We start from the raw sequence: 22,551 nt of genomic DNA on the forward strand, positions 1-22,551 counted from the left end.
TTAAGCAATTCAATGGTGACATTATTTTCACCTGGCGCATTTAAAGCTTTACCTAAAGTTACCGCTTTCTAGGTAAATATTTGAGTGGGTCCACAGTGTTACCTTTGTACCGCACCTCAAAATGTAACTTAACCTTATCGCTATCGCTCTTTCCCATTTCAGCAATTTGCTGCCCTGCTTTTACCCATTGCTGCTCTTTAATTAACAAACGGTTATTGTGGGCATATGCACTCAAATAATCTTCATTATGTTTAATAATTATAAGATTACCGTAACCTCTCAAAGCGTTACCTGCATATACGACTTTACCATTTGCGGCAGCGTATATTGGGTTTCCTTTTTTGCCACTAATATCTAAACCTTTATTACCGAATTCTGCAGTTGAGAATCGAGTTAAAATTTTACCACTAGTTGGCCATTGCCATATTATATTTTTATTATTATCTCGTGAAGGTGTTAACTTTTTATTAACAATTTCAGTATTTACAACATACTCTTGTCTTAACGGCTTAGCAACCGTTACAGTCGACTTTTTATTAGATCTTTTAGGTATTTGAGGCGTTTTTTTATGCTTTTTTGTTTTATTAATACTAACCGGTGTTTTAGATAACAGAATAACTTGGTCAGGAAATAAAGTATAAGGCGGGTTTATGTTATTAAGTTTGGCGAGTTCTCTAAAATCCGTACCGGCTCTAAAGGCAATAGAATAAAGGGTTTCACCTTTTTTGACTCTGTATTTCTGCTGTTTTAGGGTGTTCGCTTTGAAGTCATGTATTGACGTACCTCGGTATACGCTTGTCACAGGTGCGGGTTCAGAGCGTTGTGCACAAGACAACAGAATACTGCTTAACAAAAGCACTATTACTATTTTAAAAGTTATAATATTCTCTGAATTCGGCATTATAGCTTGTAATTAATTTTGTTTGAATTTTGTTGCTAAAAATTCTAAACCAATAACTAATGCAATACCCGATAAACAAACAATAACAGCTAAAGTAAGTTGGGGGTTCACTTGGGTGAGCATTTCAAAATCATTAGGGTTAACGTTAGCTCTAATTAAAGGTAGCTCATCGCCATGCCGGTTGATATAAGTTGACACTGTTTGCTTCCATGGCCAAGTGACATTTAAAGAACCAATCAAAAAACCAATTAATACGGCAATCGTTGTTTGCTCATACTTAGCTAAAAGCCAAGATAAAAAGCGAGAAAACACCAGCAAACCACATATACAGCCGCCACCAAAACTAGCTAATGCAATAATATCGATGGATTTAATTGCGTCTAAAAAGACAGGATAAAGTCCCATCAGTAATAATATAAAGCTACCTGAGATCCCGGGTAAAATCATGGCACATATTGCAATAAAGCCACCTAAGAATAAAAACCAGCCGTCTGAGGGTAATTGTGCGGGTGTAGATACTGAAATAAAGTAAACAATGATAATCCCCAACAACATGCTTAAATATTGTTTAATCTGCCATTTAGGTTGTTGGTTAAATAACAAACGAATGGACGCAATGATCAAGCCGGAGAAAAAAGCCCAGACGAGGATGGGATGGTGCGCTAATGCAAATGAGATAAGCGAAGCAAATGTTTTAAGGCTTAATAGTATGCCACCAAATACCGCTAGTAAAAAATTGCCATTGATATGTTGCCAGGTTGCTTTGATACCTTGCTTAAAAAGCATTGGGATAATGCTCGGGCCAAGCTTTTTTAATGAACCTAATAATTCATCATAAATACCCGTTACAAACGCAACGGTGCCACCTGAAACCCCAGGTACAACATCGGCAGCGCCCATCGCTAAACCTTTTGTGGTTAATAATGCATAGTCTTTAATATTTCGCTGTTTCATAAATAATCCATTATTCTATATCGCCCGGCACTAAAGGGACGAACTTAACATTAGCCACGTTATCAACGGTAAATTTATCACCTTGACGTTTGATAACTTGTAATACTTGAGAGTCGGTTCCAACGGGGATCACCAGAACACCGCCATCTGTTAATTGCGCTAATAGCTTTTCTGGCACTGAGGCAGCGGCGGCGGTAACAATTATCGCGGTGAACGGTGCTTTCGAAGCCCACCCTTTCCAACCATCACCATGCTTCATAGACACATTATGCAAATCAATTTGCTGTAATTTTCTTCTCGCTTGAAATTGTAACGATTTAATACGTTCAACAGAATAAACATGCTCATATATTTTTGCTAGGATCGCGGTTTGGTAGCCTGATCCCGTGCCAATTTCTAGCACGCTACCCGTTATATTATGCTCTCGTAAAATTTCAGTCATACGCGCAACAACAACGGGTTGTGAAATCGTTTGCCCTTTACCAATAGGTAAAGCGGTGTTCTCATAAGCTTTATGCCCTAAAGCGGCTTCAACAAATAGTTGTCTGGGGGTATTGGCAACAGCCTGCAGAACCACAGGGTCTTTAATACCTTCTTGTTGTAATAAGGCACTTAACTGTTGCCCGTTTCTAGTATTCATATTTTATATATTTTTATTTAGTGATTGTTAAAGCCCAATCATTCAGTAATGGAAGGCTAGTGTAAGCTGTCATATCAACGGACAACGGGGTTACCGAAACATACCCTGATTTTACCGCAGCAAAATCCGTTGTATCATCTTCTTCTTGTTCTGGGCCTTGAGGGCCATACCAGTATATATCACGTCCATATGGGTCTTGAGATTTTGTCATACTTGTTGCTCTGTGTCTTGAGCCACAACGGGTAATTTTATACCCTTTTAATTGGTCAAATGGAATATCAGGCACGTTTATATTCAAAATTTGTTTAGCGCTTAACTGTAGGTTAGGTAATTGATTTATCAGATTTTTAATGACCAGTGCCGCCGTTTTAAAATGTGTTGTACCCACTAGTGACACCGCAATAGCCGTATGCCCCATATGTCGACCTTCCATTGCAGCGGCGACAGTACCCGAATACACCACGTCATCGCCTAAATTGGGACCATGATTAATGCCTGCAATTACCAATTCGGGCTCAGGTTGCATAACTTGATTAATCCCCACATGAACACAGTCAGTGGGTGTACCGTTGACCGAGTAAAAACCATTCTGCAGTGATTGAACCCGCAACGGATTAACCAAGGTTAAACTGTTACTCGCTCCACTGCAGTTACGATCAGGTGCTATTACGGTTAAAGCATGTTCGTTTTTTAATGTGTCGTAAAGCGTACTCATTCCGAGTGCATGCACGCCGTCATCATTACTCAGCAATATGTTCATGTTTACTACCATCGGTATAATTTATGATTTCACGCAACACCGCAGTGGCAAAACAGCCAGTAGGTAAATCAAACTGCAACTCGATTGTTTGCTTACTATATTGATATGAAATATCGGGTAAGTGTAAATTAATACTGCGCCTTTCTTGCTTCATGCGTACGCTGCACAAACCTTGTGCTAATGCTTCATGCTCATTAGCTACCGCTTGCTCTATATCAGCGATTTTATCAAAGCTCTTTAAGTCACCCTCCCCCCACAGTGCAGCACTTATTTGTATATCGTGAGTTGAATAGCGCTTTAAAAGTTCATCCGTTAACGCAGGTTCAACAAAAATTGAGTTAGAACCGGATAAAATAAATACATCACCGACACACGGCTTAAACAATTCAGCATCAATCCGTTTTTTGATCATCTGATTAAATAAAAATGAACGAGCAGAAGATAAATAAATGCCACGTTTCTTTTTATCTTTGACTTTAAATTTACCCGCAAACAAATCTAATGCTTTTTGTATATTGGCACCATGACGACCGAAACGCTGCTCACCAAAGTAATTAGGGACCCCCATTGTTTTAATTTGGTTAATTCGTTCATCTAATTGATTGACTTGTTCACTTGTCAATTGTGGCGTTTTAATTTTTAAGATAAATCGATTAGCTTTATGAGTACCGGTTTTTAATTTTCGGTCGTGTCGTGTTACCAATAAAATCTGAGTATTATCAATTTTTATATTTTTGGGGATTGGCTTTTTTATCGGGTAAGGTAGAGAAAGCCATTGGCGAGTGCAGGCATGCCTGTCTTTCATCCCTGATGTGGCCACTTCTCGCGGTTGAACGCCTAAAATTTTAGCTAATTGATTGGCAACAAATTGAGTATTCTCACCCTTTTTTTCAATATAAACCCATAAGTGTTCACCTTGACCCGAAGGTTGAAAGCCCAAAATTTCTTCAACATAAAAATCGTCATTACAGCTGCGGATCACACCTTCTATTGTCGGTGCGCCGTATAAATAGGGTAAATCTAACATTCACTTTTCTCTAGTAGCACGACCGCTTCAACTGCGATCCCTTCTTTACGTCCGGTAAAACCTAACTTTTCAGTCGTTGTCGCTTTCACATTAACTTGATCTTTATCGGCCGTTAAATCACTGGCTAATATGGCACGCATGGATTCAATATGCGGGGCCATTAGGGGTGCTTGCGCAATAATAGTCACATCCGCATTACCTAATTTATAACCTTTGGCTGAAACTAATGACCAAACATGGCGCAATAAGATACGCGAGTCGATATTCTCATAATCGGCATCTGTGTCAGGAAAATGTTGACCAATATCGCCCATGGCTAACGCACCTAATATAGCGTCACACAATGCATGTATTGCCACATCGCCATCAGAATGAGCGACAAACCCTTTATCGTACGGTATTTTAATACCGCCTAATACAATTGGGCCTTCACCGCCAAATTTATGCACGTCAAAACCGTGCCCTATTCTTAAATTCATACTGCTTCTCTTGTTAAAAAGTATTCAGCTAATGTCAGGTCATCTGGCTGTGTTATTTTAATATTACAAGCTTGGCTTTCAATTAAGTGAACAATACCACCAACAGACTCGATAGCGGAGGCTTCATCCGTGATATCAACGTGATTTAATTGCGCCGATTGTATAGCGGATACAAGCATATCGTTTTTAAACATTTGTGGTGTATGCGCATGCCATAAATTAGCTCTGGTCACCGTTTGTTGCACAATCGCTTGCTCATCACTTCTTTTCATCGTATCGCGAACTGGCATTGCTAAAATGCCACCTTCATTCAATTTTAAACAGTGAGCAATTAATTTATTGATATCGTTAAGCGGTACACAAGGCCGAGCGGCATCATGTACCATAACCCAACTGTCTGGTTCAACATTTTGTAAAGCGGCCAAAACAGAGTCAACACGCTCTGCGCCACCTTGCACTATTTTAACGTTAGCAGGCCAATTTTCACTGACGTGTCTAATGTAAGGGTCATCAGACGCGACAGACAAAATGATGTTTGTAACTTCAGGCACTTGCAACAGCTTAGCGACTGTATGCTCTAAAATAGTTTTATTATTTATAACGAGGTATTGCTTAGGTTTGTCGGCTTGCATACGCTTACCGATACCTGCAGCCGGAATAACAGCTGTGATTTTAATAGAGGGATTATTCATAAAGACAAAATTTTACAGATTATTGATGTTTAGGTATGACACGATAAAAAATTTCACCAGGGGAAATTAAACCTAATTCATTTCGTGCACGCTCTTCGATCGCTTCTTTACCTAATTTAAGATCAGCTATATCGGCCGTAATCAATTTATTACGCTGTAATAAATTGTCATTTTCTATTTTAATACCTTCAACTTTACTTTGTAATTTAAAATATTCAGAAATGGAGTTTTCACCAAACCATAAACGATATTGTAACAAGCAAAGTAAAATAATTAGGATTATTCGAAAAACAGGCATGAATTAAAATCAGATATAATAAATGAAGACACTATAGCTATTTTAACGATTGATGGCGAGTGGCTTATGCAAGTTAGACCAATTAATCACAGAAGTTAATAACAATTCTCTTAAGGTTAAGGTGCGATGATAGGTTTTATCCGTTGCTATCCATTGATGACCACAACAGGCGGCGATCATGATATCTTTAAGTGCTTTACAAGCTCGGATGCGGGTATAAGTGGGTGCCGTTTTAACGGGTAAACCATTAAAATAAAACCAACCATGTTCGTTAACATGAAATTGTTTTAATTCATGATTAATTTCATCAATACAGTCTAAGCGGATACAGGTTATGTCTTTAACCGTTTTTTCTATCGGTATAATAAGTCCCATCACAGCATATCGGCTAAACCAGCTGTCATTATGCTTTTCAGCAATTTTTAAAGAAGGGATCATGCGTTTTTGTGGTGCTGACCACGTGCCATTCTGACTATCTAATTGTAAAGGGGAACTTAACGATATTAATAATTCTGCCGCACGCTTTATATAAAAAGATAAGCTGGACAAACGCTTAGTGAGTAATTCAACATTTAATTCTGATTCGAGGAGAAATTTAAGTTCACGTTCGTAAAATACATTACAAAGTTGTGAATAAACGAGAAGCCGTTCACTGTCTTGAGAAAAATCTTTTTGCTGCGACACCATAATACTCAAAAAAAGAACCAATCATTACATTGTATTATGTCTGAGTGTAGCGAAAAAACTAGCCATTTTCATGGCTAGTTTTAAAAGGCATTAAAAATTACTGACCTTTAACTTCTGAACGACCATTAAAGATAGCTTTTTCACCTAAAGCTTCTTCAATGCGAAGTAATTGATTGTACTTAGCAACACGGTCAGAACGGCTCATAGAACCCGTTTTAATTTGACCCGCAGAAGTACCAACTGCTAAATCAGCAATTGTTGCATCTTCAGTTTCACCTGAACGGTGCGAAATAACAGCAGTATAACCCGCATCTTTAGCCATTTGGATAGCTTCTAATGTTTCAGTTAAAGAACCGATTTGGTTAAATTTAATTAAGATAGAGTTAGCAATACCTTTATCAATACCTTCTTTCAAAATTTTAGTGTTAGTTACGAATAAATCATCACCAACGATTTGGATCTTGTCACCTAAAATTTCAGTTTGGTATTTGAAACCATCCCAATCTGACTCGTCTAAGCCATCTTCAATTGAAACAATTGGGTATTCTTCACATAAAGTCGCTAAGAAATCAGAGAACTCATTTGAAGTGTAAGTTTTACCTTCACCTTTTAAGTTATAAATGCCAGCGTCTTTCTCATAGAATTCAGATGCAGCACAATCTAATGCTAAAGTGATGTCTTTATCAATAACATAACCCGCTTTAGCAATTGCTTCTGCAATCACTTCTAACGCTTCTGCATTTGATTTTAGATCCGGAGCGAAACCACCTTCATCACCAACAGCTGTGTTATAACCGCGTGCGCTTAATACTTTTTTCAAGTTATGGAAAACTTCAGCACCCATTTGGATAGCTTGTTTGAACGTTTTCGCGCCAACAGGTTGAATCATGAATTCTTGAATATCAACGTTGTTGTCAGCATGCTCACCACCATTGATGATGTTCATCATAGGTAAAGGTAATGTGAATTGACCTGAAGTGCCATTGATATCAGCAATGTGCTCATATAAAGCGACGCCTTTCTCAATAGCAGCAGCTTTAGCTACGGCTAATGATACAGCTAAAACAGCATTTGCACCTAAGTTAGATTTGAAATCAGTACCGTCTAAATCGATCATGATTTTATCGATTGCACGTTGCTCTAATGCATCTTTACCTAATAATGATTCTTGAATTGGACCATTTACGTTAGCAATTGCTTTTTCTACGCCTTTGCCTAAGAAACGTGATTTATCACCATCTCTTAATTCTAATGCTTCGCGAGAACCAGTAGAGGCACCAGATGGTGCTGCTGCACGGCCCATTGCGCCGCTTTCTAAATAAACATCTGCTTCAACAGTTGGGTTACCACGTGAGTCGATAATTTCACGACCGATAATTTTAACGATAGATGACATAAACCTAATTCCTCGGTATGTATATGGAAAAGCGCGCTATCATGCGCGCACGTATTATTGTTTCTGTGTTTTATGCGCTGCAGCAATGAAACCTTCAAATAAAGGATGTCCATCACGCGGCGTTGACGTAAATTCGGGGTGGAACTGAGCTGCAATAAACCAAGGGTGATCAGGTAATTCAATCACTTCAACTAATTTTTTGTCAGCTGACAAACCAGAGAATACTAAACCAGCGGCCTCTAGTTGTTCACGATAATTGTTATTTACTTCATAACGATGACGGTGACGCTCATGAATTTCTGTAGCACGATAAGCTTCTGCTGCTTTTGAACCTTCAGCTAAGTGACAAAGCTGTGCGCCTAAACGCATTGTGCCACCTAAATCTGAATCTTTTGTGCGCTCTTCTACTTCACCATCACTGTTTTGCCATTCTGTTATTAAACCAACAACAGGGAACGGCGATTTAGCATCAAATTCTGTACTATTTGCATCGTCTAATTTAGCCACATTGCGAGCAAATTCGATCAATGCTAATTGCATTCCTAAACAAATACCTAAATAAGGCACTTTGTTTTCACGGGCATATTGAGCCGCTAACATTTTCCCGGTTGTTCCTCGTTCACCAAAACCACCCGGCACTAAAATAGCATCTAAATCAGCGAGTTTATCGACACCTTTAGCTTCAAGATCTTGTGAATCTATGTAGTGTATATTAACGGTAACGCGATTTTTCAAACCGGCATGTTTTAAGGCTTCGTTAACCGATTTATAAGCATCCGGTAACTCAACATATTTACCGACCATACCAATGTTAACTTCACCGTTTGGATTAGACTCTTCGTATAATACTTGCTCCCAATCAGACAAATCAGCTTCTGGGCAATCAATATGAAAACGACGAATGATTAAACTGTCTAAACCTTGAGATTTTAATAAAGCAGGAATACGGTATATCGTATTAACATCAGGCATTGAAATAACGGCTTTTTCTTCAACATTGGTGAAAAGCGCTATTTTTTGACGTTCGTTATTAGGTAAAGAACGATCTGAACGACAAATTAATACATCAGGTTGAATACCAATAGAGCGTAAATCTTTAACCGAGTGTTGAGTCGGTTTGGTTTTAACTTCGCCAGCCGCTTTTAAGTAAGGCACTAACGTTAAATGCATATACATCACATGCTCGCGCCCTAATTCTGCGCCAAGCTGACGAATAGACTCTAAGAACGGTTGTGATTCAATATCACCAACTGTGCCACCAATCTCGACTAATGCAATATCATGACCCTCACCACATTCAACAATTCGGCGTTTAATGTCATTAGTGATATGAGGAATAACTTGAATAGTGGCACCTAAATAATCACCACGTCGCTCTCTGCGTAATACATCTTCGTATACGCGACCTTGCGTAAAGTTATTACCTTTCGTCATTTTTGTACGAATGTATCGTTCATAATGACCTAAATCGAGATCGGTTTCTGCACCATCTTCTGTTACAAACACTTCGCCGTGTTGTATTGGGCTCATAGTGCCAGGATCGACGTTAATATACGGATCCAACTTCATTATGGTAACGTTTAAACCACGAGCTTCTAAAATAGCAGCAAGTGAAGCAGCAGCAATGCCTTTACCAAGAGAAGAAACTACACCGCCAGTAACGAATATATATCGAGTCGTCATTAAAAAACCTAAGCTAAAGAATAAAAATATGAGTAGCCCAAACGACTAAATGTCGCATATCAGCAAAGGGATAAAAGGGCTTAAAGACGGGGCAATAGTCTAACAGAAGCTAACTACGCAAACAATTCAATTGTTATAACTTTCGTGAATGTGAAGAGTATGAAAAACACATAATACTACCATGAGAATGAAACGATACATTTTAACAACGCATCGTTAACATAATGCGAGCTTGCCTGCGCATGATTTATTTAATTTGGTTATTTAATTGATCTTTTCAGCCTTCTTTACTTCGCGCCATAACGCTTCCATTTCAGACAATTCTAGGTTTTCTAAATGCGTATTTTCTTGATGAGCGAGTTGCTCAATGGCATTAAAGCGGCGAGTAAATTTTGCACTGGCTTGACGTAAAGTGGCTTCAGGATCAAGTTTGAGTTTACGGCTTAAATTGACCATCGCGAACATTAAATCACCCATTTCATCAGTCACTTTATCGGTATCAATTGTGCTTGCATGTAGTTCTGCTTTTAATTCAGCAACCTCTTCATCTACCTTATCTAATGCGCCTTGCACATCGGGCCAATCAAAACCGACGGATGCACAACGTTTTTGAATTTTATTCGCACGCGTTAGCGCAGGTTGACTCTTGGGGATATTACTCAGAATACTGGTAAATTCATTATCATTTTTAACCATTCTTTCTTTTTGTTTTTCTGCTTCCCAATTGGCTTTAACTTGTTCCTCGGTGAACGATTGTTCACCAAAAACATGTGGATGACGACGAGTTAATTTTTCACAAACGGTATCAACGACATCAGAAAAATCAAACAAACCATCCTCTACCGCTAACTGACAATAAAATATGACTTGGAATAACAAATCGCCAAGTTCACCTTTTAATTCTTCAAAATCAGCTTGTTCAATTGCATCTGCCACTTCGTAAGCCTCTTCTAAGGTATATGGGACAATAGTGGCGTACGTCTGCTTTAAATCCCAAGGGCAACCTTTTTCAGGATCTCTTAACTTTTTCATAATATCGATTAAAGGAGCAACGGTTGTTTTATTCATTGTATTTTACGCTTGAGGTTGAGTGTCGTAAGCAAAAGTATATTGATTGCAATCCGGATCACATCAGGACTTAAAATAAGAAATACTTAAGATAAAAAGGTCATTTTATATGTTAGGCACCAACCTAACATATAAAAGCTGTTTTGCTTGATATTAGATTAATGGAGTCTTTTAGCGTTAACAACGTCTTCGACTTGCTCTAGTCGATTTAAAATTCGACCTAATTTATCTAAATCATTCACATCAATATCTAATGTTATTTTCGCTTCATTATTTTTATCATTGGTACTGCTGTTGATTGCATGAACAGAAATTTTTTCATTGACCATTAGCGTTGTCACATCACGTAATAATCCGTTACGATCATTGGCAATCACAAGAATAGACACTCGATATCCCGCTTGTACCGTATTACCCCATGCGACATCAACTTGCCTTTCAGGATGTTGAGATAACATAGATTCTAACTGGTCACAATCTTCACGATGTACTGATATACCATTACCTTGGGTAATATAACCACAAATATAGTCACCCGGTAATGGCTGACAACATTTGGCTAAGTAACTCATTAAATTACCGACACCTTGAACCACAATGGCACTGTCAGCTTTATCTGTGACATTTGAATGTGAGCTACGGTTAAATGTACGTGGATCTATATCATTTTTATCACGCTTTTTCTTACTTTCTATCGTATTGACAACTTGACTGGCTCGAATATCGCCACCACCAATGGCCGCTGCTAAATCTTCAACCGAATTAACATTAAATCGGTCAATGGCCGGTTGAATATCATCAATAGATAGATCAGAACGTGCCAGTTCAAGTTCGAGAATTTCGATACCCGCGGCATAGTTTTTATCTTTATCTTGTAGCTTAAACCAATGATGAACTTTACTGCGAGCACGACTTGATTTGATATAACCTAAATTAGGATTTAACCAATCTCGACTTGGGTTTGCGTCTTTACTGGTTAATATCTCAATTTGATCACCACTATTCAAGGTGTAAGTAAAAGGCACAATTTTGCCAAACACTTTTGCTCCAATACAACAATGGCCAACGTTACTATGAATGTAATAAGCAAAATCAAGAGGCGTAGAACCTTGAGGTAAATCAATAACTTGCCCTTTGGGCGTAAAGACATAAACCCGATCTTCAAAAACTTGACTTCGTAATTCATCAACTAAGTTATCATCACCTGACACATCTTCTTGCCATTGCAGTAACTTACGTAACCAGTTTATTTTTTCTTGATAACTATCTTGCTTACCGGTTGCTGAGCCCTCTTTGTAACGCCAATGAGCGGCAACGCCTAGTTCTGCATCTTGATGCATTTGGTGGGTACGTATTTGTATTTCGACAGGCTTACCTTCTGGTCCAACAACTACCGTATGAATAGATTGATAGCCATTCGATTTTGGCGTGGCAATGTAATCATCAAACTCTTTATGGATCGCACTCCAAGTTGTATGAACAACACCTAAGGCGGCGTAACATTCAGGTAATGTATTAACTAAAACACGCACCGCCCTCACATCATAAACACGTTCAAAAGGCAGATCTTTTTTCTGCATTTTTTTCCAAATACTGTAAATGTGTTTTGGCCTGCCAATCACTTCACCTTCAATATTAAGGCTATTCAGCTTATTTTGTAACGTTGCAACAAACTCGTCGATATACTCTTCACGATCAGTTCTTTTTTCATGCAACATTTTAGCAATGCGTTTATACGTTACAGGATGCAAATATCGAAAACCGTAGTCTTCAATTTCCCATTTTAATTGGCCAATGCCCAAACGATTCGCCAATGGGGCATATATATTACTAGCTTCTTTAGCCGTTAAAACCCGGGTTTCTTCATCCGCATTTTTGACTGAGCGTAATTCAATAATACAGGCCGCTAATTTAATAACGATTGCCCGCACATCTTCAACCATCGCCAATAACATACGTCTAACATTATCTAGCTGCTCGGTATTTACATGACTAACAACATTGGTTTGCAAATAGCGAATTGCGGCCATTTTATCAACGGCTAAAATCAATTTTAAAACATCAAGACCAAATTCAGACTCCAACGCCGCTGGTGATACCCTTTTTTTATTCCAAAAAGGTAATAACATCGCGGCCATAAAAGTATCCGCATCCATGTTCAATGTAGCCAGTATTTCGGCCATTTCTCGAGCTTGTTCTAATAAACGAGGCTCGCATGCGATGTCTTCACAATATAAAATCACGCGTCTGATGGTTCGGGTTCTTGAATCATCAGATAAGGCCAAACTCGTTAGCCAATCATCAATATTAATTTTTTTTGCATCTTTTGTATGAGACTTTCTAACGGTAACCATATTAGCTCTTGATTAATTTTATAGGTTCACAATGAATGCTTAATATTTAGTAAATAAAGCCATCGTTTCGACATGTGACGTCTGGGGAAACATATCTAATAAGCATATTTTTTCGACCTTGAAACCCGCATCTAGTAAATGTTTACCATCTCTAGCTAATGAATTAGGGTTGCAAGAGATATATAAAACATGACTAGCTTGCCAGTTACCTGCCATTTGGCAAACAGATTCGGCACCTGCCCTTGCAGGATCTAAAATGATTTTTTGCTTGTGTTTAAAATGACTATCGCATGGCTCATCTAAATTAGCCTGTATAAATTCACAATTTTTAATAGCGTTGCGTTGTGCATTATGTTGCGCTTTCATCACCATTGTGTCGATGCCTTCAATACCAACAACATTTTTTGCTTGCAAAGCAATGGGTAATGAAAAATTCCCTAAACCACAATACAAATCTAAAACTTGGTCGTCTTTATTGATATTTAACCAAGCTATCGCTTGTGTCACCATCTTGTGATTAATATCAGTATTGACCTGCGTAAAATCATCAAGGGAATAATTAATAATAACGTTATCAACAGCGTATGTTAACTCTTTTGCGCCATCAACAAAAATTTCTGCCGTCTCTTTTGCTTGTGTAACAACGACTACTTTATGCTTTTTTGCAAAATCAGATAACTGTTTTACATCTTCATTATCGAGTAATTTAGTTGTATATACCTTTATTGATGGCACTGAGCTCATCTGATTTAAATCAATATGCCCTAGGTATTTTTTGCCATTTAGACTGTTTAACAGTGGCTTTAGTTCAATTAAAAGTTTACTCAATGGCTTTGATAATACTTGGCAATGTTCAATACTAATAATTTTTTTACTATTTTCGGCCCGTAAACCGACGGTAATTTGACCTGATTTATGATCATAAAAACAGGCCAATCGGGCTCGCTTTCGATAATGAAACGCTGAATCACTAATAGGCGGTAACCAACTTTGCGCTTTTGGCCAGCCGGCTTTCACAAACAAGCTTTGTACCATTTCTTGTTTGTATGTTAATTGCGCTTTAGCATCTAGGTGTTGTAAATGACATCCACCACATTGTTCATAATACTCACATTGCGGAGTAACCCGCACGGGTGACGCTTTAATTATTTTAACAACTTCAGCTTCTATTATGTTTTTTTTATCACTAATTATACGCACTTTAACTTGTTCAGCAGGTAATGCGCCTTTAACAAAAATAACTTTACCTTTATATCGGCCAACACCCGCACCACTTTGATTTAAATTATCAATATCGACGACAAGATAAATAGGCTGGCGCGGTGTTTTTTGCTTACTTTTATATAATTGAACCATTTTTTAATAAACTATCGATAAATTAATCAATAAATTAACATTAAGCTTTCATTTGCTTAAATTAACAACTAAATAGGGTTACATCGCCCTGATACTCTGTGTATATTATCACTTTTACACATCTTTCGTGGGCAAAAAGGGACGAGCATTCAAAAAGGATAGCTTACCCGCTAGATACGTGAATAAGAATGCATAACAAAAGCTTAAAATATTGGGTCTTACTATTAACGGTAACCCCTACTTTCATTATTTCAGGCCTTATCGCTATTTACTTAACGGCGAGCGCTTTAGTGGAACTTGAAAAAAAATCGACAACCTACGGTAAAAATATCGTGGAACCCTTAGCTATCGCTTCTGCAGTCTTTATCCAAAATGAAAATAAAGCAGGATTGAAATCATTAATTGATCATGCACAACGCAAGTTCAGCCCATATGTAAAAAGTATTGCGGTTTTTTCTGCCGACAACCGTTTGCTCACGACCAGCAATTATCATCCCGACTTTGCTATGCTTAGGGTCGATCCTGGGCAAAATAGCTTCGAAGTCACCTTAATCGAAAAAGAATTAGACTATTTAATATTACGCACACCGCTAATTAATGAAGCGACATTTGATGATGATAAAAGACTTAACAAAATACCCTATATTGCGTTGCAATTAACCTCTGCCGAATCAAGTAACCATAAATATAAGATATATTTAACCGCTTTTTTAATTCTTACCCTCCCCATTATTATCAGTTTTGGCATTGGATTATTTCTGGTGCGATTGTTTAACGACCCTCTAATCACCTTATTAAAAAGCATAGAGCAAATTAAGCACAATAACCCGATTGAACATAAAGAACCGCTTCCATTAACTGAGTTTGATGAACTAAGAGTAGGACTTGTCGATTTAGCAAATTTGTTATCTGAAAGCCAGAATGAATTAGATAATAATATTGACCAAGCAACCAGTGACTTAAGACAAAGCATCGAACAAATCGAAATACAAAATGTTGAACTTGATATCGCAAAAAGGCGAGCTTTAGAAGCGAATCGAGTCAAATCAGAATTTTTAGCGAATATGAGCCATGAACTACGAACACCACTTAATGGTGTATTAGGCTTTACTCGTCAATTATTAAAAACAGGCTTAACAGAGCACCAAACCGATTACTTAAAAACGATCGAAAGTTCGGCGAATAATTTACTCAGTATTATTAATGATATTCTCGATTTTTCTAAATTAGAAGCCGGCCGAATGACTTTAGAAAAAGTCCCCTATTCAATTAGAGATTGTATTGAAGAAGTCATGGCCTTATTAGCCCCAACAGCCAGTGATAAAAATTTAAATTTTTCAATTTATATTGATGATTCCACCCCAGACCACTTAGTGGGTGATGAACTGCGGGTTAAACAAATATTAACTAATTTAATCGGTAACGCACTCAAATTTACCGAGCAAGGCTCTGTTTGTGTTGATTTAAGCTTATTAAATGCAACAGGTAATAATGCAGAGATAATTGTCAGCATTAAAGATACCGGCATTGGTATTAGCAAAGAAAAAACAAAAAATATATTTGAACCTTTTGGTCAAGCTGATACCAGCATTACGCGACGTTACGGTGGTACAGGTTTAGGCTTGGTAATTTCTCAACGTTTAGCCAAAGAGATGAATGGCAGTATTAGTATTGAAAGCCAAGTAAACCAAGGTTCAACTTTCACTTTACGATTTAAAAATGAAATCAACACCCTGCCCTTAACCGAACCTTTACCAATACAAACATTAAATCAGCAAAGTGTATTAATTTACGAGCCTTTTCCGCATACCAAAGAAACACTCTTTAAATTATTAACACATTGGAAAATTGACGTAACCATTGTTAATGATTTGGCCGAATTAAGACAATTAAATTCTGATACTCACCTATTTGATATTTGTTTGTTTGCCTATAACAGTCAATTTACATCGTTGAGTCAATACACTGAAATGCTTGTTTTAGCGCAAAAATTAACAAAACACTTATTTTTAGCCGCTTATTATGATGATATAAAGTTGTTAGAATCTTTAGCGAGCCAATATTGTTTTACAACCGTAACTTACCCACTTAATGTCAGAAAGTTGGCTGAACAACTCGCTAAATCTTGCGATAAAAAACAAGCTCAACTTATTAATGAGCCTGAAAACACCCATCAGCAGACAAATACGTCTTCAGTGGTTGCAGACACCAATAGTCATGAACTGCTGATCGTTGATGATAATCCATTAAACTTAAAACTCTTACTCATATTACTAACAGAGCAAGGTTATCAAGTTGATACTGCAGAAAATGGTCAAGAAGCACTAGATAAGGCTAAAGTAAAAAAATACAAAGGGATTTTAATGGATATTCAAATGCCAATAATGGACGGGATTACCGCTTGCCAAGCTATCTTAGAAAATAGTCTGAATACAACAACACCGATTGCAGCCGTAACCGCTCATGCATCCACCAGTGAAAAACAACGTATCATGCAACAAGGCTTTACCGCTTATGTCACAAAACCTATCGATGAAATTGAACTCAATACACTGATATTTAAAATGATTCAACAGCAAACTGAATTACAGTCTACGCCCGTATTGATCCCACATTATGATGATATTCTCGATTGGAAACTTGCATTAGAACGGGCCAATAACCGAGAAGATCTCGCCTATGAACTATTTGATATTCTATTAAAAGAACTGCCTGAAGCGATAACCGCGATTCAATCAAGTTTATTTAATCAGGATAAAACACAGTTGCTCATTTCTATACATCAACTACATGGCACTGCCAGTTATACAGGTACGCCAAAATTACAACGTCTTGCCAATGACATTGAAAGTCAATTAAAACGTAACGCGCCAATTGACTCTCAAGTATCAACAATCAACGAATTGTTAAGAACAATTGAAAAAATTCAAGAATGTGCAGCAGAATTGCAACATTAACCTTATTTTTTCCTTAATTTTAAGTTATTCTGCATCGCGATTATCGATATAAAAAATTTTACACCCTTCGTTATAAACTGAACTAAAATGATATAGATGAAATATGGTTGCGTTTGGTTTACATTGAGTTGATTTATTAAACTTATTTGTAGTACTTGCAAGTCTAAGCAGCAAGAGAATATGAAAAATAGAGAAATGATAGCCCAAAAAATTAGAGGTAAACAAGTTGTCAATTATAACTTGTCGCGCTTCGTCAGTTCAGCACCTGATTTAGAGCAATGCCTCGAACGTCAACCTAAATTTGATGTGCCGTTTAATGCAGATAAAATAGATCATTATTTGCACAGCTTAGATCGCTCACTAAAATTAGTGCCTGGTGCCGCTGTTTATGTATGTCATGAAAAATTACCAGCCGTGATCACCGAAAAATTTGCAGATGAAAATTATTATTTAATTCAATACGCCCATCTTTGTAACGCTTATAATTTAAGTTATAAAAACCGTAATCTACGCACTAAACTGTCTATTAGTGGCTTGAGCAAAGGTACATCTGAGCTGATCAGTTATGACGAAGGCTTGCTGAAAAATATGATCATCATCATGAATGATGAAGGCTTGACCAACCTTTGCCAATTAACAAACCGTGGTAAAGCGCCTTTCAATGAGTTAAAAAAGCAATTACTCCGTGAAAAATACCTGTTTATGCAACTTGATACCCCTCTCACATTGCGCGCGAAATTTGATGACTTAATGAAATTAGTTTCACAAAATAATCGTCCTAACATACTGGCAGTGAGTGCAAATTTATTTGGTTTAGTCTCTGAAATTATTGAAATAATTGAAACTCATGGCATTAAAAACGCTAAAGTTCAATTATCTCGTCAGCACAATTTAGCGCAGAATGCGAAAAGCTTTATAGACGATTACGCCAATATGGTCACGAATGCTCAGCAGCTATCTGAAATGCTAAATACCAGCGTATCAACATTACAAAGACAATTTAAATTAGCTTACAACGAATCTATTGGTCAATATATTAAAGATCAGCGGTTAAAAGCCGCATCTAAATTTTTAGACCAAGAAATGAGTATTGAAGAAGTGAGTGAGTTACTTGGATATAGTTACCGCAGTGCATTTGAACGCGCGTTTAAAAACTACTACGGTTATTCTCCTGGCAACCATAAAAAGAAATAATTTTGTATCATTCCGAAAATTGACTTCGGGCTTCGGAATGATACGGCGTTTCAGTCTGTGCTACAAAGTACTCGCTTGTGTTTTAACGCTTCTTAACAGAACGCGACTACAGGCTAATTGACCAAAAATACCCAATATTAATGCACAGGCAATTGGGCTTAATATAATAAATTCAAAATGCGGTGACCATTGCATTTTGAAAACTAAAATTTGTACGCCTGCCAAAATAATTTCCATTGTGATCGCAGCTAACAAGCCCGCTAGTGCACCTAAAAACATAAACTCAAATGCAATACTGCGACTAATGAAATGACTGGAGGCCCCCAGTATTCGTAACACCATGACTTCTTGTTTACGTGTTGCCATACTGGCCTGTATTTGAGCTTGTATTACTAACACACCCGCGATTAACACTAACACAAATATAAATTCAATAGCCATTGAGGCTTGCCCTGCAATTTGTTTCATTTGTGCCAAGATCTGGTTGATGTCTATCAAACTACTCGTTGGGAATTGCATCATCAGTTGATTTAAATCCGCGGCTCTATCAGTAGGTAAATGAAAACTAGCAATATATGAAGCGTTAAAATCAGCTAAAACGTCATCACTAAATATCATGAAAAAGTTAGGCGTCATACTTTCCCATTTTACCTTACGAATACTGGTGACTTTCACATTTATTTCGCTGCCGGTGATCATGAATTTCAATTCATCACCTAACTTAATTTTCATACGTTTAGCGAGTTTTTCTTCTATTGAAACCTGAGAGTCAGTTGTAGATTTAGTCCACCATTCACCTTCAACAAGGGTATTCATATAAGGTATTTGCTGATGTGTTGTTAAGTTTAATTCACGTCCAATGCTTTCTCGTCGGTTCTCATCCGCTTTTTTCGGTTTCTCCTTGCTTACTTCATCAAATAAAACTTCGTTATTAACGGCAATCAAGCGGCCCCGAATGATAGGATACAAATCGGTGACTTCAATATTGTTTTCAGAAAATGATGTTTCAAAAACCGTTTTTTGATGATGCGGCACATTGACAATAAAATAATTCGGCGTTCCCTCTTTTAATTGGTTTTGCCATTGACCGATTAAATCACCACGAAGTACCAGCACCAACAAAAACAATTGCACCGCGATCGTCAAGCTAATTAACTGCAAACTACTAGAGCGCGCATTAACATATAAACGTGCAATTGCTAACTTTAAAGCAGAATGGCGATCTTTACTGGCTTTTCTCGATAGCCAAATACCAAACCGTGCCATGGCCAGTAATAAGGCCACTGCGGCCAAACTGCCGACAAACAAAATACTTGAAATCATCAAACTTTGACTAAATAAATACATCAACATAAAGATGCTGAGAACAGACACGATATAAGCCAAAATAGTATAAGAGGATACCGACAACATATCGCGTCGAATAACACGTAACGGAGAAGCATTAAACAACTTCAGCATTGGGACAATCGAAAAAGCCCCTGCACATGTAATCCCCGTAAAAGCCGCTAGATACAAAGCTTTATAACTTATTGTCTGTATTTGTAATTCAACCGGCAATTTGGCTTTAATAAATTCAAAGACTCCCCATTCAATAATATATCCAACGCCAAGCCCGACACTTACCCCGACTAAAATCAATAAAGACAAATGTAATGTGAAAACTTCAATGATTTGCTTTTTAGTTGCACCAATCGTTTTAAAAATAGCGACCATATCAAAATGACGTTCTGCGTATTGTGTCGCGGCGACCCCTACCGCTGCAGCAGCGAGTAAAACACTAATTAAGCTGGCAATCAAAAAATAACGACTGGCTTTTTTAATTGAGTTTCCAACTGGTGTGCTTTCATCATTGATGGTTTTCCAACGGTGTAAATCATCACTCAATTGTGGTAAAAGCCATTCCTCATATTGAGTCATTTTTTCAGGCGAGCCCGTAAATGACGATCGATAATGAATACGAGAGCCAGGCTGAATAACCTGAGTGCTCGGTACGTCATCAATATGAATTAAAACTTGCGCCCCGGTTGTAAAGGGACTAAAACCTTGATCAGGGGTAGATCCCAGTATCGCCGTTACTTTAAATATTGCATCACCGATTTCAACAGAATCACCTAATGCAACCGATAATGTTTGAAAAAATTTTGCCGATAACCACACTTCACCAGGGCTGAGTTTTACATTAGTTTTAACATTATGGCCAAAGGGGTCCAACTGGGTAAAAATAGTCCCTTTTAGAGGATATGCATTATCAACGGCTTTAACGGTTGCTAGCATCATTTCATCGTTAAAAAACACCATTGATGAAAAACGAATTTGATCGGCCGTTTGCAAACCTAATTCGGTTGGCGGCATTAAACGCTCATTTATCGGTTTACCACTCGATAAAACACCATCTGCCGCTAAAAACTCACTACTTTTGACATTAATTGCATCCTGCATTTTTTGACTAAAGCTTGAAAGGGAATAAACAGATGCAACCGCTAAAATAATAGCGATTAACATAATGGTTAATTCATTTCTTTTAAGCTCGTGTTTAAGTAATCGATAAGATAAGTTAAATAACATATTTTTTTATTTGTACCTTAACTGTATTTTTATTGGCTATTTGAGTAACTACAGCGTTTTTTTAGCCGTATTTACCCATTTATACTAGGCAGAGTGTTTACCGTGAGGTTATTCTCTATAACATAACGATCATTTAGTTCTTGGTTTTAACTTCAGCTGTTGTTTCCGTTATTACGCCAGCTTGCATTTTAAAAATGCGATCACACTTTTCAGCTAATTGATTATCATGTGTCACTATCACTAATGTTGTGTCATTTTCTTCATTCAATTGAAATAATAAATCTTCAATTAATTGGCTATTCGTTTCATCTAGATTACCGGTTGGCTCATCGGCAAACAGTAATTTAGGCTGACAAGCAAACGCACGTGCGATCGCAACACGCTGCTGTTCACCACCGGAGAGTTGATTGGGAAAATGATCAGGTCGGTGTGAGAGTCCCACAAGGTCTATCCAATTATCAGCCAAATTTTTAGCCTCTTTATGCGCCGCTAATTCAAGTGGTAACATAATGTTTTCTATCGCCGTTAAACTGTCAATTAACATAAATGATTGATAAACAAAACCAACATCATTTGCTCTAACTTGAGCGCGTTGGTCTTCGTTCATTTTGTGAAGAGCATGATTATTTAGCCAAATTTCACCCGATGACGGACTATCTAACCCTGCTAACAAGCCTAATAAGGTAGATTTACCTGATCCTGAAGCACCAATTATTGCAACGGTTTCTTTCGGATAAATTGCAAAGGTTGTGGGACAAAGTAGCTTGAGTTCTTGCTCATTAGTTCTTACAGTCTTAGTCAGTGTTTCTACATTTAAAATAGGTTTATTCTTTAGCATGTTTAGTCTCAAAAATGGTTTCTTAGTTTTAATACTTACTTTTACTTTTTATGTACAGGCAAACTCGACCAAAACGCAAATACTGGTGTTAGGTGACAGTTTAAGTGCAGGATACGGTTTATCTACACAAGAATCATGGGTACATCAAATAAATCAATATTGGTTAGAAGCACAACAACCGCTGAGTTTAATTAACGCAAGTATTAGTGGTGAAACAACCGATGCCGGTTTAGCTCGTCTCCCCACCCTAATTAAAAGGCATGAGCCCCAGTGGCTAATAATCGAGTTAGGTGCAAACGATGGGCTTCGCGGTTTTTCGCTTAATTTAATTAAGCAAAATTTAATACAGCTTATTCGCATTGCTAAAGAAAATAACATAAAACCTATTTTATTTGCTATGCAAGTTCCGCCTAATTACGGTAATCGATACAGTAAACGCTTCAGTCAATTATTTTATGATGTAGCCAAAGAATATGCAGTACCCGTTGTGCCATTGTTTATTGAGTCAGTTGTATTAGACCCCGCACTCATGCAAGCCGATGGTTTACACCCTAATGCTAAAGCTCAACCGATTATTGCAGAGAAAGTAAGAACGACGCTAGAAGCCATATTAACCAAGTCATATTAAATTAAGCCTAGGTAACGAGCTTATACCAATCCGTAATAATAAGAGCCCACTCAGCGAGCATTTTAATGCTC

General features: G+C 37.5%; 19 protein-coding genes. 3 read left to right on the plus strand and 16 right to left on the minus strand.

Annotated elements, in window-relative coordinates; genetic code table 11:
- Positions 1 to 58 precede the first annotated feature (58 nt).
- The 14 genes from DPX34_RS03560 to rlmD form a co-directional block, all read right to left on the minus strand.
- Complete coding sequence (locus DPX34_RS03560) at positions 59 to 835, minus strand: peptidoglycan DD-metalloendopeptidase family protein (protein ID WP_232824639.1); 777 nt, start codon at positions 833 to 835, stop codon at positions 59 to 61.
- Between the two features lie 78 nt (positions 836 to 913).
- A complete protein-coding gene (locus DPX34_RS03565; protein ID WP_111977046.1) occupies positions 914 to 1,855 on the minus strand; it encodes a DUF368 domain-containing protein in 942 nt (313 codons plus the stop codon).
- Positions 1,856 to 1,865: 10 nt separating this feature from the next.
- Entirely contained in the window at positions 1,866 to 2,495 is a 630-nt protein-coding gene (locus tag DPX34_RS03570; RefSeq protein WP_111977047.1) for a protein-L-isoaspartate(D-aspartate) O-methyltransferase, read from the minus strand.
- A gap of 13 nt (positions 2,496 to 2,508) precedes the next feature.
- Positions 2,509 to 3,255: a 5'/3'-nucleotidase SurE gene (surE, locus tag DPX34_RS03575; protein ID WP_111977048.1), complete on the minus strand. Its 747-nt coding sequence runs from the start codon at positions 3,253 to 3,255 to the stop codon at positions 2,509 to 2,511.
- Positions 3,236 to 4,282 carry a tRNA pseudouridine(13) synthase TruD gene (truD, locus tag DPX34_RS03580; protein WP_111977049.1) on the minus strand — a complete coding sequence of 349 codons (1,047 nt, stop codon included), beginning with the start codon at positions 4,280 to 4,282 and terminating at the stop codon, positions 3,236 to 3,238. The genes surE and truD overlap by 20 nt, the downstream gene beginning before the upstream one ends.
- Complete coding sequence (ispF, locus tag DPX34_RS03585) at positions 4,276 to 4,761, minus strand: 2-C-methyl-D-erythritol 2,4-cyclodiphosphate synthase (protein ID WP_111977050.1); 486 nt, start codon at positions 4,759 to 4,761, stop codon at positions 4,276 to 4,278. The genes truD and ispF overlap by 7 nt, the downstream gene beginning before the upstream one ends.
- The gene (ispD, locus tag DPX34_RS03590; RefSeq protein ID WP_111977051.1) at positions 4,758 to 5,453 is read right to left on the minus strand and encodes a 2-C-methyl-D-erythritol 4-phosphate cytidylyltransferase; all 696 of its coding nucleotides are present in this window, start codon (positions 5,451 to 5,453) and stop codon (positions 4,758 to 4,760) included. The genes ispF and ispD overlap by 4 nt, the downstream gene beginning before the upstream one ends.
- Before the next feature lie 19 nt (positions 5,454 to 5,472).
- Positions 5,473 to 5,751 carry a cell division protein FtsB gene (gene ftsB / locus DPX34_RS03595; protein ID WP_111977052.1) on the minus strand — a complete coding sequence of 93 codons (279 nt, stop codon included), beginning with the start codon at positions 5,749 to 5,751 and terminating at the stop codon, positions 5,473 to 5,475.
- A gap of 42 nt (positions 5,752 to 5,793) precedes the next feature.
- On the minus strand, positions 5,794 to 6,438 hold the full coding sequence (locus DPX34_RS03600; RefSeq protein WP_111977053.1) for a hypothetical protein: 645 nt from the start codon (positions 6,436 to 6,438) through the stop codon (positions 5,794 to 5,796).
- Positions 6,439 to 6,535: 97 nt separating this feature from the next.
- Positions 6,536 to 7,834 (minus strand): phosphopyruvate hydratase, encoded by a 1,299-nt coding sequence (eno, locus tag DPX34_RS03605; RefSeq protein ID WP_111977054.1) that lies wholly within the window; start codon positions 7,832 to 7,834, stop codon positions 6,536 to 6,538.
- Between the two features lie 54 nt (positions 7,835 to 7,888).
- Positions 7,889 to 9,517, minus strand: a complete 1,629-nt coding sequence (pyrG, locus tag DPX34_RS03610) for a CTP synthase (protein WP_111977055.1) — start codon at positions 9,515 to 9,517, stop codon at positions 7,889 to 7,891.
- Positions 9,518 to 9,781: 264 nt separating this feature from the next.
- Positions 9,782 to 10,585 carry a nucleoside triphosphate pyrophosphohydrolase gene (gene mazG / locus DPX34_RS03615; RefSeq protein WP_111977056.1) on the minus strand — a complete coding sequence of 268 codons (804 nt, stop codon included), beginning with the start codon at positions 10,583 to 10,585 and terminating at the stop codon, positions 9,782 to 9,784.
- Between the two features lie 158 nt (positions 10,586 to 10,743).
- Positions 10,744 to 12,939, minus strand: a complete 2,196-nt coding sequence (gene relA / locus DPX34_RS03620) for a GTP diphosphokinase (RefSeq protein ID WP_111977057.1) — start codon at positions 12,937 to 12,939, stop codon at positions 10,744 to 10,746.
- 39 nt (positions 12,940 to 12,978) lie between these two features.
- Positions 12,979 to 14,295: a 23S rRNA (uracil(1939)-C(5))-methyltransferase RlmD gene (gene rlmD / locus DPX34_RS03625; protein WP_111977058.1), complete on the minus strand. Its 1,317-nt coding sequence runs from the start codon at positions 14,293 to 14,295 to the stop codon at positions 12,979 to 12,981.
- A 188-nt stretch (positions 14,296 to 14,483) separates the two neighbouring features.
- Here rlmD and barA point away from each other — a divergent pair, with 188 nt between their 5' ends.
- Together barA and DPX34_RS03635 are read left to right on the plus strand one after the other, a co-directional pair.
- Positions 14,484 to 17,252, plus strand: coding sequence for a two-component sensor histidine kinase BarA (gene barA / locus DPX34_RS03630; RefSeq protein WP_111977059.1), 2,769 nt, complete (start codon positions 14,484 to 14,486; stop codon positions 17,250 to 17,252).
- Between the two features lie 180 nt (positions 17,253 to 17,432).
- Positions 17,433 to 18,446, plus strand: a complete 1,014-nt coding sequence (locus tag DPX34_RS03635; RefSeq protein ID WP_111977060.1) for a helix-turn-helix domain-containing protein — start codon at positions 17,433 to 17,435, stop codon at positions 18,444 to 18,446.
- 60 nt (positions 18,447 to 18,506) lie between these two features.
- On the opposite strand, the gene DPX34_RS03640 is transcribed toward DPX34_RS03635, so the two are convergent.
- Together DPX34_RS03640 and DPX34_RS03645 are read right to left on the minus strand one after the other, a co-directional pair.
- On the minus strand, positions 18,507 to 21,014 hold the full coding sequence (locus DPX34_RS03640) for an ABC transporter permease (protein ID WP_111977061.1): 2,508 nt from the start codon (positions 21,012 to 21,014) through the stop codon (positions 18,507 to 18,509).
- Between the two features lie 133 nt (positions 21,015 to 21,147).
- On the minus strand, positions 21,148 to 21,834 hold the full coding sequence (locus DPX34_RS03645; protein ID WP_438938508.1) for an ABC transporter ATP-binding protein: 687 nt from the start codon (positions 21,832 to 21,834) through the stop codon (positions 21,148 to 21,150).
- Between the two features lie 16 nt (positions 21,835 to 21,850).
- Here DPX34_RS03645 and DPX34_RS03650 point away from each other — a divergent pair, with 16 nt between their 5' ends.
- Positions 21,851 to 22,480 (plus strand): arylesterase, encoded by a 630-nt coding sequence (locus DPX34_RS03650; RefSeq protein WP_111977063.1) that lies wholly within the window; start codon positions 21,851 to 21,853, stop codon positions 22,478 to 22,480.
- Positions 22,481 to 22,551 lie beyond the last annotated feature (71 nt).

The organism is Algibacillus agarilyticus, assembly GCF_003286125.1.
Taxonomy (GTDB): domain Bacteria; phylum Pseudomonadota; class Gammaproteobacteria; order Enterobacterales; family Alteromonadaceae; genus Algibacillus; species Algibacillus agarilyticus.